The sequence below is a fragment of the Cognatundibacterium crateris genome (assembly GCF_010078235.1).
Lineage (GTDB): Bacteria > Pseudomonadota > Gammaproteobacteria > Burkholderiales > Burkholderiaceae_D > Undibacterium > Undibacterium crateris.
This window is the reverse complement of the sequence record NZ_JAABOS010000003.1, coordinates 62,244-75,357: the sequence shown is the minus strand read 5'-3', so window position 1 is coordinate 75,357 and position 13,114 is coordinate 62,244. Positions and strand designations below refer to the sequence as shown.

12 protein-coding genes are annotated in these 13,114 nt (G+C 54.1%); 11 read left to right on the top strand and 1 reads right to left on the bottom strand.

Annotated elements, in window-relative coordinates:
* Nucleotides 1–11: 11 nt before the first annotated feature.
* The 7 genes from EYB48_RS06465 to EYB48_RS06435 all read left to right on the top strand — a co-directional run bounded on the left by EYB48_RS06465 (nucleotide 12) and on the right by EYB48_RS06435 (nucleotide 7,101).
* The gene (locus EYB48_RS06465) at nucleotides 12–1,646 is read left to right on the top strand and encodes a GMC family oxidoreductase (RefSeq protein ID WP_162019506.1); all 1,635 of its coding nucleotides are present in this window, start codon (nucleotides 12–14) and stop codon (nucleotides 1,644–1,646) included.
* A 369-nt stretch (nucleotides 1,647–2,015) separates the two neighbouring features.
* Nucleotides 2,016–2,789 (top strand): ABC transporter ATP-binding protein, encoded by a 774-nt coding sequence (locus EYB48_RS06460; RefSeq protein WP_162019505.1) that lies wholly within the window; start codon nucleotides 2,016–2,018, stop codon nucleotides 2,787–2,789.
* Nucleotides 2,786–3,505, top strand: coding sequence for an ABC transporter ATP-binding protein (locus EYB48_RS06455; protein WP_162019504.1), 720 nt, complete (start codon nucleotides 2,786–2,788; stop codon nucleotides 3,503–3,505). Before EYB48_RS06460 ends, EYB48_RS06455 begins: the two co-directional genes overlap by 4 nt.
* Before the next feature lie 89 nt (nucleotides 3,506–3,594).
* On the top strand, nucleotides 3,595–4,806 hold the full coding sequence (locus EYB48_RS06450) for an ABC transporter substrate-binding protein (protein ID WP_162019503.1): 1,212 nt from the start codon (nucleotides 3,595–3,597) through the stop codon (nucleotides 4,804–4,806).
* Between the two features lie 114 nt (nucleotides 4,807–4,920).
* Nucleotides 4,921–5,802, top strand: a complete 882-nt coding sequence (locus EYB48_RS06445; protein ID WP_162019502.1) for a branched-chain amino acid ABC transporter permease — start codon at nucleotides 4,921–4,923, stop codon at nucleotides 5,800–5,802.
* 67 nt (nucleotides 5,803–5,869) lie between these two features.
* Nucleotides 5,870–6,844 (top strand): branched-chain amino acid ABC transporter permease, encoded by a 975-nt coding sequence (locus EYB48_RS06440; protein WP_162019501.1) that lies wholly within the window; start codon nucleotides 5,870–5,872, stop codon nucleotides 6,842–6,844.
* A 32-nt stretch (nucleotides 6,845–6,876) separates the two neighbouring features.
* Entirely contained in the window at nucleotides 6,877–7,101 is a 225-nt protein-coding gene (locus EYB48_RS06435) for a DUF4287 domain-containing protein (protein ID WP_162019500.1), read from the top strand.
* A gap of 261 nt (nucleotides 7,102–7,362) precedes the next feature.
* Here EYB48_RS06435 and EYB48_RS06430 read toward each other — a convergent pair whose 3' ends face one another.
* A complete protein-coding gene (locus EYB48_RS06430; protein WP_162019499.1) occupies nucleotides 7,363–8,520 on the bottom strand; it encodes an iron-containing alcohol dehydrogenase in 1,158 nt (385 codons plus the stop codon).
* Between the two features lie 145 nt (nucleotides 8,521–8,665).
* On the opposite strand from EYB48_RS06430, the gene EYB48_RS06425 reads away from it, so the two are divergent.
* The 4 genes from EYB48_RS06425 (at nucleotide 8,666) to EYB48_RS06410 (ending at nucleotide 13,111) form a co-directional block, all read left to right on the top strand.
* The gene (locus tag EYB48_RS06425) at nucleotides 8,666–9,427 is read left to right on the top strand and encodes a sulfite exporter TauE/SafE family protein (RefSeq protein WP_162019498.1); all 762 of its coding nucleotides are present in this window, start codon (nucleotides 8,666–8,668) and stop codon (nucleotides 9,425–9,427) included.
* A gap of 221 nt (nucleotides 9,428–9,648) precedes the next feature.
* Nucleotides 9,649–11,616, top strand: a complete 1,968-nt coding sequence (gene mnmG / locus EYB48_RS06420; RefSeq protein WP_162019497.1) for a tRNA uridine-5-carboxymethylaminomethyl(34) synthesis enzyme MnmG — start codon at nucleotides 9,649–9,651, stop codon at nucleotides 11,614–11,616.
* Nucleotides 11,616–12,269, top strand: coding sequence for a 16S rRNA (guanine(527)-N(7))-methyltransferase RsmG (rsmG, locus tag EYB48_RS06415; protein ID WP_162019496.1), 654 nt, complete (start codon nucleotides 11,616–11,618; stop codon nucleotides 12,267–12,269). The genes mnmG and rsmG overlap by 1 nt, the downstream gene beginning before the upstream one ends.
* 65 nt (nucleotides 12,270–12,334) lie before the next feature.
* Complete coding sequence (locus EYB48_RS06410; RefSeq protein ID WP_162019495.1) at nucleotides 12,335–13,111, top strand: ParA family protein; 777 nt, start codon at nucleotides 12,335–12,337, stop codon at nucleotides 13,109–13,111.
* Nucleotides 13,112–13,114 lie beyond the last annotated feature (3 nt).

Below are 13,114 nucleotides of genomic sequence, written 5' to 3'. Positions count from 1 at the left end.
GGATAAGAGCGATGCAGACAGCAGGACACTATGATTACATCGTGATAGGCGCCGGTACGGCCGGTTGTGCGCTGGCCAATCGCTTATCTGAAAATCCTGAGCACCAGGTCTTGCTGATTGAGGCCGGTGGCCGCGACGATTATCTGTGGATACATATCCCGGTTGGCTACCTGTATTGCATCAACAATCCACGCACAGACTGGATGTATCAGACTGCGGCGGAAGCCGGGCTGCATGGCCGCAGTCTGATTTATCCACGCGGTAAAGTGCTGGGTGGCTGTTCATCGATTAACGGCATGATTTACATGCGTGGTCAGGCCCGTGATTACGACGAATGGGCACAACTCAGCGCGGATGCGAGCTGGCGCTGGGATCAGGTGCTGCCCCTGTTTAAGAAGAGTGAAGATCACCATGCCGGAGTCAGCGCATTTCATGGCGGCGGCGGCGAATGGAGGGTAGAACAACAACGCTTGTCCTGGGAAATCCTGGATGCTTTCCGTGATGCGGCTGAGCAAAGCGGAATACCGAAAACTGAGGACTTCAATCGCGGCAATAACGAAGGCAGTGCCTATTTCGAAGTGAATCAAAAACGTGGCATACGCTGGAACAGTGCCAAGGCGTTTTTGAAGCCCGCTGCCCGTCGTCCTAACCTGACTATCATGACTGGCTGTCAGGTGCGCAAGCTGCAGCTGCAGCCGCAAACAGAGCAGGATCAGGCATGGCGCTGCACCGGGGTGGAATTTGTCGGCGGTGGTCAGGAGTGGACAGCGACTGCACAGCGCGAAACCGTGTTAGCCGCTGGTGCCATCGGCAGCCCGGCGATTCTGCAGTTATCGGGGATAGGTGAAGCCAGCATGTTGCAGCAAGCCGGAGTCGCTGTGCAGCATGTCTTGCCCGGTGTTGGACATAATTTACAAGACCATTTACAGCTACGTTCGGTGTATCGCATTCAGGGTGCGAAGTCGCTCAATACCATGGCGGCCAACTGGTGGGGCAAGGCGCGTATAGGTCTGGAATATTTGTTGCGTCAGAGTGGGCCTATGTCGATGGCGCCGTCGCAGCTGGGCGCTTTTGCGCGCTCACATCCGGGTTTGCTCACACCGGATCTGCAATACCATGTACAGCCTTTATCGCTCGATAAATTTGGCGATCCGCTGCATGATTTTCCAGCCTTCACTGCCAGCGTTTGTCACCTGCGCCCACAATCGCGCGGCACGGTAAGCATACTGAGTCCGGACTCCAGCACCGCACCGGATATCCGTCCTAATTACCTGAGTACAGAATATGACCGACAGGTGGCTGCAGCAGCGCTCAGGCTGACCCGAAAGATCGTTGCTGCGCCTGCCTTGCAGAAGTATTTGCCGCTGGAAGTCAAGCCTGGTGCGGACCTTCGATCTGACGAAGAGTTGATCAGCGCTGCCGGTCAGATTGGTACCACTATTTTTCATCCGGTTGGTACTTGCAAAATGGGGCAGGCCAGCGATGTCAGTGCGGTGGTTGACAGTCAGTTGCGCGTATTGGGTGTGAGCGGATTACGCATCGCAGATGCATCAGTGATGCCGACTATTACTTCAGGAAATACCAATTCGCCGACATTGATGATTGCAGAAAAAGCAGCGCAGTGTATTTTGCAGAACCCTGCTTAAGAAAAAGATGAAAAAGATGGAAAAGATAGAATAGTAAAACTACGACCAGTAGTTTTACTGTATTGTTGTATGCCGCTTAGGCTGCGTACTATCGGTTAGCCTTTTCGTCTGGCAGCTTAAAAAAACAGAGATGCCCAGCATCCGCAAACTCAGTATTTTTAGCATCATCAGCGTGATCCGCATCGGATTCGATGCATAAAAAAATGCCGCTGCACGTACAGCGGTTTTGTCAGCACAGAGCAGGTTTGCACGTCGTCAGACAGCGCAGATCAGAACAGTGCAGGATGGACAGGAGACAGGGTGGCTGCACAGCAGGTCTGTGTTGCGACGACCGTCTCTGCCGTTCTGACAGACAGACAAGGAGACGAGATGACCGATGTCATCCTGGAGACAAAGCGCCTGACCAAAGAGTTCAAGGGCTTCACTGCCGTGAACCAGGTCGACCTGCAGGTAGAACGTGGACATATCCATGCACTGATCGGCCCTAATGGTGCCGGTAAGACCACCTGTTTTAATTTACTCACCAAATTCCTGATCCCGACGTCGGGCCAGATCCTGTTTAACGGACGCGATATCACGGCTGCGCAACCGGCGCAGATTGCGCGTCAGGGCATCATCCGTTCGTTCCAGATTTCTGCCGTGTTTCCACACATGAGTGTGCTGGAAAATGTGCGTATTGGCTTACAGCGCACGCTGGGGAATTCCTTTCATTTCTGGCAGAGCGACCGGCAGCTGGCGCACCTCAATGAGCGCGCGATGGAGTTGCTGGCACAAGTCGATCTGACGCAGTTTGCCGACACCATGACGGTGGATTTACCGTATGGTCGCAAGCGTGCACTGGAGATCGCTACAACGCTGGCGATGGAGCCGGAACTGATGCTGCTGGATGAACCTACGCAAGGCATGGGGCATGAAGATGTACACCGTGTGACCGAGCTGATACGCCGCGTTGCGCAGGGCCGCACTATCCTGATGGTGGAGCACAATATGAGTGTGGTGTCCGGCATTTGCGACCGGATTTCTGTCTTGCAGCGCGGTGCGATTCTGGCCGAAGGTGATTACGCCACCGTGTCCAGCGATGCGCGCGTGATGGAAGCCTATATGGGCAGCAGCAGTGCTGAACTGGAAGGAGCCCACGCATGAGCCAGCAGCCGGTTTGCGCATTGAAAATCCAGGACTTGCAAGCCTGGTATGGTGAATCCCACATCCTGCACAAAGTGAATCTGGAAGTGCATGCCGGTGAAGTCGTCACTATCCTGGGGCGCAATGGTGCCGGACGCACCACCACCATGCGGGCCATCATGGGCCTGACCGGACGGCGTCAGGGTTCGGTACAGATTTATGGCAAGGAAGCGATCGCTTTACCGACTTACAAAATCGCGCATCTCGGCGTCGGTTATTGTCCCGAAGAGCGCGGTATTTTTTCCTCTTTATCCACAGAAGAAAATCTGTTGTTGCCGCCACAGGTGGCACCTGACAGTCAGGGCATGTCCGTGGATGAAATCTACACCATGTTCCCGAATCTGGCGGAACGTAAAAACAGTCAGGGTACGCGTTTGTCCGGTGGCGAACAGCAGATGCTGGCGGTCGCGCGCATCCTGCGCACCGGTGCACGCTTATTGCTGCTGGATGAGATTTCCGAAGGGCTGGCACCGGTGATCGTGCAAGCCTTGGCACGCATGATACTGATGCTCAAGGCACGCGGTTACACCATCGTCATGGTGGAGCAGAATTTCCGCTTTGCCGCTCCACTGGCAGACCGTTTTTATGTGATGGAACATGGGCAGGTGGTCGAGCATTTCGCGGCGACGCAATTGCAGGAAAAAATGGCTGTGCTCAATGAGTTACTTGGTGTCTGAGTTTGAATGAATTGCTTGTAGCTGAACCGTAGCGGTATCCCTTGCCGGTTGTTCACAGACCGGTTTGATAACAACGATAGGAGTGAGACATGAAAGCAAAAATCAGTATCATCAGTCTGGCTGTAGCAACTGCCTGCAGCGCCTTTTCCGGTGCGGCCAGTGCGCAGGTATCGGGCGATGTGGTCAAGATAGGTTTTATCACTGACTTGTCCGGCGTGTATTCCGACATCGACGGCAAAGGTGGCTCAGAAGCGATACGGATGGCGATTGCCGATTTCGGCGGCAGCGTGCTGGGGAAAAAAATCGAGTTAGTCACAGCCGATCATCAGAATAAAGCCGATATCGCGGGCAGCAAGGCACGCGAATGGTTAGACCGTGACGGCGTCGATATGCTGTTAGGCGGCACCAATTCCGGAACCGCACTGGCGATGGCCAAAGTCGCGGCTGAAAAAAAACGTCCTTTCATATCTGTCGGTGCCGGTACTGCTGCACTGACCAATGAAGAGTGCACACCGTACACCGTGCACTATGCTTACGATACCGTCTCGCTGGCCAAAGGGACTGGCGCTGCAGTCGTGAAACAAGGCGGTAAGAGCTGGTATTTCCTGACCGCTGATTATGCGTTTGGTGCTGCGCTGGAAGGGGATACTACCAAGGTTGTGAAAGCCAGCGGCGGCACGGTTGCGGGCGCAGTACGCCATCCTTTATCGGCCTCGGATTTCTCTTCCTTCCTGCTGCAGGCGCAGGCCTCTAAAGCGCAGATACTGGGTCTGGCCAACGCGGGTGGCGACACCATCAATGCGATTAAAGCGGCTAATGAATTCGGTGTGACCAAAACCATGAAGCTGGCCGGTTTGCTGATGTTCATTAACGATATTCATTCGCTGGGTCTGAATGCGACCAATGGCATGTATCTGACTGACAGCTGGTACTGGAATCAGACGCCGGAAGCGCGCACCTGGGCGCGCCGCTATTTCGAAAAAATGAAGAAGATGCCATCCAGTCTGCAAGCCGCAGACTACTCCGCCACCATGCAGTATCTGAATGCGGTCAAAGCTGCTGGCACGGATGAGCCGGAAAAAGTCATGGCTAAGCTGCGCAGCATGAAGTTCAATGATTTTTACATCAAAGATGGTTATCTGCGTGCCGATGGCAGCGTGATCAAGGATATGTTCCTGATGCAGGTGAAGACCCAGTCCGAATCGAAAGAACCCTGGGATTACTACAAAGTGGTGCAGACCATACCGGGTGAACAGGCTTTCACCACCAAGGCTGAATCCAAGTGCGCACTGTGGAAATAAGCCAGTCTTAAGCTGAGTGCTGTGGTAAGTGGGCCTGTCATCCTGAGGTGGCAGGTCCGTACTGATCTGTCGGATCTGAACCTTCCCGCGTACGGGAATTTTTCTGAGCATGCTATGGAAATTTTGGGCATACCGCTGCAGGCGATGATGAGCCAGCTGTTGTTAGGGCTGGTGAATGGCTCGTTTTACGCGATGTTATCGCTGGGATTAGCTGTCATTTTCGGTTTGCTGAATGTGATTAATTTTGCGCATGGCGCCATGTACATGATGGGCGCTTTTCTGGCCTGGATGGGGCTGGAATATCTGGGATTGAATTACTGGATGATGCTGATCCTGGCGCCACTGGTGGTGGGTGTCATCGGCATCGTGATCGAGCGCAGCATGTTGCGCTGGCTGTACCGGCTGGATCACTTGTATGGCTTGTTGCTGACCTTCGGCGTGACGCTGATGCTGGAGGGGATATTCCGCTCCGTGTATGGCGTGTCCGGTCAGCCGTATGCGGTGCCTGAGGCCTTGTCAGGCGCGACGAATCTGGGTTTCATGATTTTGCCTAATTACCGTGCCTGGGTGGTTGTGGCTTCGCTGCTGGTGTGTTTCCTGACCTGGTTTGTGATTGAAAAAACCCGGCTCGGTGCCTATCTGCGCGCCGGTACAGAAAATCCCAAATTGGTCGAAGCCTTTGGTATCAATGTGCCGCTGATGGTCACGCTGACCTATGGCTTCGGCGTCGCACTGGCCGCGTTTGCCGGTGTGCTGGCAGCACCGGTAATCCAGGTCTCGCCGCTGATGGGTTCCAACCTGATCATCACCGTGTTTGCGGTGGTTGTGATCGGTGGCATGGGATCGATACTGGGCTCTATCCTGACCGGTCTGGGATTGGGCGTGATCGAGGGACTGACGCGGGTGTTTTATCCGGAATTGTCGGCCACTGTGGTGTTTATTGTGATGGCGATCGTACTCATGCTGCGGCCAGCCGGCTTGTTCGGAAAAGAATGAAGCTGCTGACTGAATACCTGATTGATAGACGACAGTGACAATAGCCTGAAAAAATGAGCGTGACCTTATGAATAAAAAAATTGCTTACGGCCTGGCTTTTCTGGCTTTGCTGATCATCCCGTTTTTCGCGTATCCGGTGTTCCTGATGAAGTTACTGTGCTTCGGCTTGTTTGCCTGCGCGTTTAACTTGCTGATCGGTTTTACCGGCCTGAATTCATTCGGACACGCGGCATTTTTCGGCGGTGCCGGTTATGTGGCTGGCTGGGCCTTGCGCGATGCCGGTTTGCCGACTGAGCTGGGCTTGTTGCTGGGTGTGGCCTTTGCTGCGCTGATAGGCTGGCTGATGGGCTTGCTGGCGATACGGCGTCAGGGGATATATTTCACGATGATCACGCTGGCCTTGGCGCAGATGTTGTACTTCGTGTTTTTACAAGCGAAGTTCACCGGTGGTGAAGATGGTTTGCAAGGTGTGCCGCGTGGTAAATTGCTGGGTCTGATTGATCTGAGTTCTGATCTGTATTTGTATTACCTGGTGCTGGCGATTTGTGTCGCAGGCTTTGCGCTGATTGTGCGCATTATTCATTCACCGTTTGGCACTGTACTCAAAGCGGTCAAAGAAAACGAAGCACGCGCGGTGTCACTCGGTTACGACGTGGATAAATACAAGCTGCTGGCTTTCGTGCTGTCGGCTGCGCTGGCTGGTCTGGCGGGCGCGACCAAGACGCTGGTACTGGGCTTTGAAACTTTGACCGATGTGCACTGGACCATGTCGGGTCTGGTCGTCTTGATGACGCTGGTCGGCGGCATGGGCACGCTGGTTGGCCCTGTGGTCGGTGCGATATTGATCATTGCGCTGGAAAATAAACTCGGTGATCTTGGCAATGCGCTGGCGGATCTGACCCAGGTCGACTGGTTCCGTGGCCTCGGCGATTCAGTCACCATTGTGACCGGTCTGATCTTCATTATCTGTGTGCTCTTATTCCGGCGCGGTATCGTGGGTGAGCTGGCCGCATTGCTACGCACTTCGGTCAGAAAATCCTGACCTTCGGTTTCAGCCTCACTCAGGAGTGGTCGATGAATGCAGCAGATAAGGCAGAGAAGGTGCAGGGACCTGCCTCCTATTTCCCTTCTATAGAAAAAAAGTATGGCCAGCCGATTGCTCACTGGATCGCGCTGGTCGAAGCCAGAATGCCGCTCAGGCATATGGAGCTGGTACAAGTGCTGAAAACCGAGTATCAGATGGGACACGGGCACGCAAACGCGATTGTGGCCTATGTGCTGGCCCAGAAGAAATCCTGACCTGAACAGTCAGGCCCGCATAAGCAGTCCGTGCCAGGGCTGTTATACGGGCTTTTGAGCGCCTTTCCCAGCAAAGCCTCACTTGGTGAGGCAATCTAAGCCAAAGTGCCTCTGCGGCTGTTTTAGGCTGTTTAACATTGCTATGGCGAATGTGCTGCCGCTTTGCCCGCAGCAGACCTTGTCGCCAGTGTTTTTGTTTAGTTCTGCCTGTGGATAAGCTGGCCTTCATCCACAGACGCTGCGTTCTGACAGTGGGCCGCGCTACAAAACCGCAGCATAAATCTCATATGCATCCTGCCAGCTGACTTCCCGCGGATTATTGCCGAGCAGGCGGGTCTGCTGCATCGCGTCGCTGGCAAGTTGCTCCAGGTCTGTTTCACGGATGCCGACCTGGCGCAAGCGGGTCGGGATGCCGGTGCGCAGCGCCAGATCGGCCAGTGCATTGATCATGGCATTGCTGCGCGCTTCGGCACTGCCTGTCGCGTCGGGTGCCAGGATCTCGGCTAGCTCGGCATACTGCTCCGCGGCGGCGGGCAGATTGAAGCGCAAGACATCAGGCAAGACCAGTGAATTCGATAATCCATGCGGTACGTGGAAGCGGCCGCCAATCGGGTAGGCCAGCGCATGAACCGCGGCACAAGGCGCATTGGCAAAGGCCTGTCCGGCCATCATTGCGCCCAGCAACATCGCTTGTCGCGCTGCCAGATCAGCGCCATGGCTGCAAGCACGGTCTATATGATTGAACAGGAGTTTCAGTGCCTGGCGCGCCAACATATCCGATACCGGGTTTTTTTTATGACGCGTGGTATAGGCTTCAATCGCATGCACCATGGCATCAATGCCAGTGGCAGCGGTGCCAGCGACCGGTAATTCAGTTGTCAGACTAGCATCAAGTATCGCAAGGTCAGCAAATAATTGCGGTGCGACTACACCCATCTTGGTGGTTTCGCCTGTGGTCACGATAGAGATATTGGTGACTTCAGAACCAGTACCTGCGGTGGTCGGAATTTGTACCAAGGGCAGGCGCTGACCACGGATCTGATTGATGCCGTACATGGTGCTGAGTGCCTGATCATTGCCGCATAAAACGGCAATCAGCTTGGCCACATCCATCGCACTGCCACCACCCATGCCTATGACCAGATCGCTGCCAAATTCGCGTGCTTGTTGTGCTGCAAGCAATACTACCGCTTCCGGTGGATCAGGCACCACACCTGCGTACAACTGATACTGCAGTCCCAGTTGATCCAGGTTGTCCAGGCCAGCTTGTAAGATACCGCTGCTGACTAAGCCGGCATCGCTCACGATGAACAGGCGTCGGCAAGCCGGAAATTCTTGCTGTATGTATTCACCTAGCCGGGCCAGCGCACCGGTTTCGTTTATGATGAACGGAACTGTCTGAAAACGGAAATTTTGCATAGCGACTCCTGTTACGGTCAAATTAGTCAGCTCTGTGTCACATCAAAAGCAGATTGCTTGTTAGACTCGGCAGTCTTGCAATTTGCCTGTATGTTTGCCAGCTTGCCAGAGACTGGCAGCTTTTCGATGAAGGTTAATAAATTTCATGCTTGATTGGATGTTCTTAAGTGCGGCGGCATTTTTTGCCGGGTTTGTCGATGCGATCGTCGGCGGTGGTGGTTTGGTTCAGGTACCGGCCTTATTTTCTATGATGCCAGGCACAGCACCGGCAACTTTGCTAGGAACCAATAAGCTGGCCAGTATTTGGGGCACGGCAGTTGCTGCACGTAACTATATGCAAAAAGTCAGTGTGCGTTGGGGCATGCTGGTACCGGCTGCACTGACTGCTTTTGCCTTTTCTTTTTTCGGTGCCTATCTGGTCACCCACATCCCGCCTACTCAGTTGCGTAAGGCCCTGCCTTTTATTTTGGCAGCAGTCGCGGTCTATACCTTTATGAAGAAAGAATTCGGCACCCAGGATAAGCCCTTGTTTTCCGGCAGCAAAGAAGTTTGGCTGGCGATGCTGGTGGCGGCTGGCATCGGTTTTTATGACGGCTTTTTTGGCCCTGGCACCGGCAGCTTTTTTATGTTCCTGTTTGTACGTTTTTTTGGCTACGATTTTCTGCGGGCATCGGTGGTGGCCAAAGTGCTCAATGTTGCATGTAATGCGGCGGCCTTGTCCTGGTTTGGATTTAGCGGACATGTGTTGTGGTTACTCGGTGGTTTGATGGCGGTATGCCAGATCGGCGGGTCGGTATTGGGTAGCCAGATGGCGATACGGCATGGTGCCGGATTTGTCAGAAAGGTGTTTCTGGTGGTGGTCGTGGCGTTGATATGCAAGACAACTTATGATGGATTTTTACGCTGATCACCTATGTTTCACGTGAAACATAGGTCAGTTATTTTTATTTTGTTTTACAAGATTTTTGTGTAAAACCTAAACTTTCAAAGTTCTGCACTTCAGATAAGCGCCATGTTTCACGTGAAACATGGCGCTTATTTTTTATCCGGGGCACAGAAGGTGAGGGTGCTGCGCGAAAACAAACTATAATCCTGACTCTCCGTGTCCTTGTTTGTCAGAAGCTAGCCATGTTTTATCCTAAAGAATTCGATGTGATTGTTGTCGGCGGTGGTCATGCCGGCACTGAAGCTGCCCTCGCCGCTGCGCGTATGGGGCAGTCCACGCTGTTATTGACCCACAACATCGAGACCCTGGGTCAGATGTCCTGTAATCCTTCCATCGGCGGGATAGGCAAGGGGCATCTGGTCAAAGAGGTCGATGCCATGGGTGGTGCAATGGCGATTGCAACCGATGAGGCTGGTATACAGTTCCGCATCCTGAACTCCTCTAAGGGGCCAGCGGTGCGTGCAACCCGCGCCCAGGCAGACCGGATTTTATACAAGCAAGCGATACGCAGCCGTCTCGAGAACCAGCCGAATCTGTGGCTGTTCCAGCAGGCGGTGGATGACTTGCTGGTCGAAGGCAATCGCGTCGTTGGTGCGGTAACTCAGGTAGGCATACGCTTCCGTGCCCGCGCCGTGGTGCTGACTGCAGGGACTTTCCTCGACGGCAAGATCCACGTGGGGCTGAATAATTACGCCGCTGGCCGTGCCGGTGACCCGCCTGCAGTTTCGCTGTCAGCCCGTCTGAAAGAGCTGGCTTTGCCGCAAGGGCGTCTGAAAACTGGCACGCCGCCACGCATCGATGGCCGCAGTATCGACTTCTCAGTGATGCAGGAACAGCCTGGTGATCTGGATCCGGTACCGGTATTTTCTTACATGGGAACAACCGCCATGCATCCTAAGCAGGTGCCATGCTGGATCACCCACACCAATGAACAAACTCACGACATCATCCGTGCCGGACTCGACCGCAGCCCTATGTACACCGGCGTGATCGAGGGCGTCGGTCCGCGTTACTGCCCGTCTATCGAAGATAAGATACACCGCTTCGCCAGCAAGGAATCGCATCAGATTTTCCTGGAGCCGGAAGGCCTGACCACCAATGAGTTTTATCCTAACGGTATCTCGACCAGCCTGCCTTTCGATGTGCAGCTGGATCTGGTGCGTTCTATGCGCGGTATGGAAAATGCCTACATCCTGCGTCCGGGTTATGCGATTGAATACGATTACTTTGATCCACGTGGCTTGAAGTCTTCGCTGGAAACCCGTCAAATTGAGGGCTTGTTCTTTGCGGGTCAGATCAATGGCACTACCGGATATGAAGAGGCTGCAGCGCAAGGTATGCTGGCTGGTCTGAATGCCGCTTTGCAAACTCAGGGCAGGGAAGCCTGGGTGCCGCGCCGTGACGAAGCCTATCTGGGCGTACTGGTCGATGATCTGATCACCAAGGGTGTGCAGGAGCCGTATCGCATGTTCACCAGCCGTGCTGAATTCCGCCTTAGTTTGCGTGAAGATAATGCTGATATGCGGCTGACCGAGATCGGGCGTCAGCTTGGCTGTGTCAGTGACGCACAGTGGCAGGCGTTTGAAAACAAGCGTGAACAGGTTGCACGTGAAATGGAAAGACTGCGTACCACCTGGGTCAATCCGCGTATCCTGGCAGCCGCTGAAGCAGAGCGCGTGTTGGGCAAAGCGCTGGAACGTGAATACTCGCTGGCCGATTTATTGCGCCGTCCGCAAGTTAATTATGAGAGCCTGATGAGCTTGCGCGGCGTCGAGCAGCAAGACCTGGCTGGCCCGGCGATTGCCGATCCTGCGGTACGCGAGCAGGTGGAAATCCAGGTCAAGTATGCGGGTTATATCGACCGTCAGGCGAAAGAAGTCGAGCGTCATGCGCACTATGAAAACCTGAAAATGCCTAAGGCGTTTGACTACATGGAGGTCAGCGGTCTGTCGATAGAAGTACGGCAGAAGCTGAATAAGCATCAGCCTGAAACGCTGGGGCAATGCGGCCGGATTTCCGGCGTGACACCCGCTGCGATTTCGCTGTTACTGGTGCATCTGAAGAAAAAAGGATTTAAAGAGTTTATGGCAGCAGTACCCGCAGCGGAACATGCTCAGGAAAGCGTCCAAACGGCCGCAGGAGACGCGTAATGGCAGTATTGGATACCAAGGCACTCAAGGCTACTTTAAGTGCTGGTGTGCAGGAAATGGGGCTGGCACTGAGTGAAGCCCAGATCGATCAGATGCTGGCTTATCTGGCCCTGCTGTCTAAGTGGAATGCGGTGTACAACCTGACTGCGATCCGCGATCCGCAGGAAATGGTGAAGCAGCATTTGCTCGATTCGCTGTCGGCTGCACCGGCATTCACGGAGGCGCGCAATGTACTGGACGTCGGTGCCGGTGGTGGCTTGCCGGGCATGATGCTGGCGATTGCTTATCCCCAGACACGTATCTCCATGATAGACACGGTCAGCAAAAAAACCGCCTTCCTGAGCCAGGCCAAAGCCGAACTTGGACTCAGCAATGTCACCGTCTTTACCGGCCGGGTAGAGCAGCTGGAAGTCACAGAAAAATTTGATGTGATCACCTCGCGCGCGTTTTCTGAACTCTGTAATTTCATCAACTGGTCAGGTCATTTACTGGCTGAAGGTGGGCAATTTATCGCCATGAAAGGTGTCGCACCAGCGCAGGAAATCGAACGTTTGCCAGCTGGCTGGGCCGTCACAGGCCTGCAGCCGCTGCAGGTTCCGGGACTGAATGCAGAGCGCCATCTGGTCTTTGTACGGCGTATTGAACCGGCTTAAAGCAGCAGCGATAACAGCAATATTTCACGTAAATCACTCACACAAATAACGCACGGAAATCCTCTATGGCAAAAATCTTTTGTGTCGCGAATCAAAAAGGTGGCGTGGGTAAAACTACTACCACCGTCAATCTGGCTGCGGGTCTGGCAAAACTGGATCAGCGCGTGCTGCTGGTCGATCTCGACCCTCAGGGTAATGCGACCATGGGTGCCGGTATTAACAAGGCAAAACTGACAGCTTCGGTGTATGAAGTATTGTTAGGAATGTCCGACATCGCGACCGCGCGCCAGCGTTCAGAGTCCGGAAAATTCGACGTCTTGCCAGCTAACCGCGAACTCGCCGGTGCTGAAGTGGAAATGGTCGAGCTGGAAAACCGTGACAAGCGCCTGCGCGATGCGATTGCCCAGATCAGTGCCGAATACGACTTCGTGCTGATCGATTGCCCGCCTGCGCTGTCCATGCTGACCCTGAATGGCCTGTGTGCCGCGCACGGTGTGATCATCCCTATGCAGTGCGAATACTATGCACTGGAAGGCCTGTCTGACCTCGCCAATACCATCAAGAAAGTCTCTGCCAATCTCAATCCCGACCTCAAAATCGTGGGCTTGTTACGAGTCATGTTTGACCCGCGCATGACCTTGTCGCAGCAAGTATCTGACCAGCTGGAACAACACTTTGGTGACAAGGTATTCAAGACCGTTATTCCACGTAATGTCCGTCTGGCCGAGGCGCCTTCGTATGGCATGCCCGGTGTGGTGTTTGACCCTTCCTCCAAAGGGGCGCAAGCCTATATCGCGTTTGGCGCGGAGATGGTCGAGAGAATCAAGCAATTAGAAAAGTAAGCC

Coding starts and splice junctions, on each gene's coding strand:
- EYB48_RS06465 (WP_162019506.1), top strand. CDS start 12: ATGCAGACAGCAGGACACTATGATTACATCGTGATAGGCGCCGGTACG.
- EYB48_RS06460 (WP_162019505.1), top strand. CDS start 2,016: ATGACCGATGTCATCCTGGAGACAAAGCGCCTGACCAAAGAGTTCAAG.
- EYB48_RS06455 (WP_162019504.1), top strand. CDS start 2,786: ATGAGCCAGCAGCCGGTTTGCGCATTGAAAATCCAGGACTTGCAAGCC.
- EYB48_RS06450 (WP_162019503.1), top strand. CDS start 3,595: ATGAAAGCAAAAATCAGTATCATCAGTCTGGCTGTAGCAACTGCCTGC.
- EYB48_RS06445 (WP_162019502.1), top strand. CDS start 4,921: ATGGAAATTTTGGGCATACCGCTGCAGGCGATGATGAGCCAGCTGTTG.
- EYB48_RS06440 (WP_162019501.1), top strand. CDS start 5,870: ATGAATAAAAAAATTGCTTACGGCCTGGCTTTTCTGGCTTTGCTGATC.
- EYB48_RS06435 (WP_162019500.1), top strand. CDS start 6,877: ATGAATGCAGCAGATAAGGCAGAGAAGGTGCAGGGACCTGCCTCCTAT.
- EYB48_RS06430 (WP_162019499.1), bottom strand. CDS start 8,520: ATGCAAAATTTCCGTTTTCAGACAGTTCCGTTCATCATAAACGAAACC.
- EYB48_RS06425 (WP_162019498.1), top strand. CDS start 8,666: ATGCTTGATTGGATGTTCTTAAGTGCGGCGGCATTTTTTGCCGGGTTT.
- mnmG (WP_162019497.1), top strand. CDS start 9,649: ATGTTTTATCCTAAAGAATTCGATGTGATTGTTGTCGGCGGTGGTCAT.
- rsmG (WP_162019496.1), top strand. CDS start 11,616: ATGGCAGTATTGGATACCAAGGCACTCAAGGCTACTTTAAGTGCTGGT.
- EYB48_RS06410 (WP_162019495.1), top strand. CDS start 12,335: ATGGCAAAAATCTTTTGTGTCGCGAATCAAAAAGGTGGCGTGGGTAAA.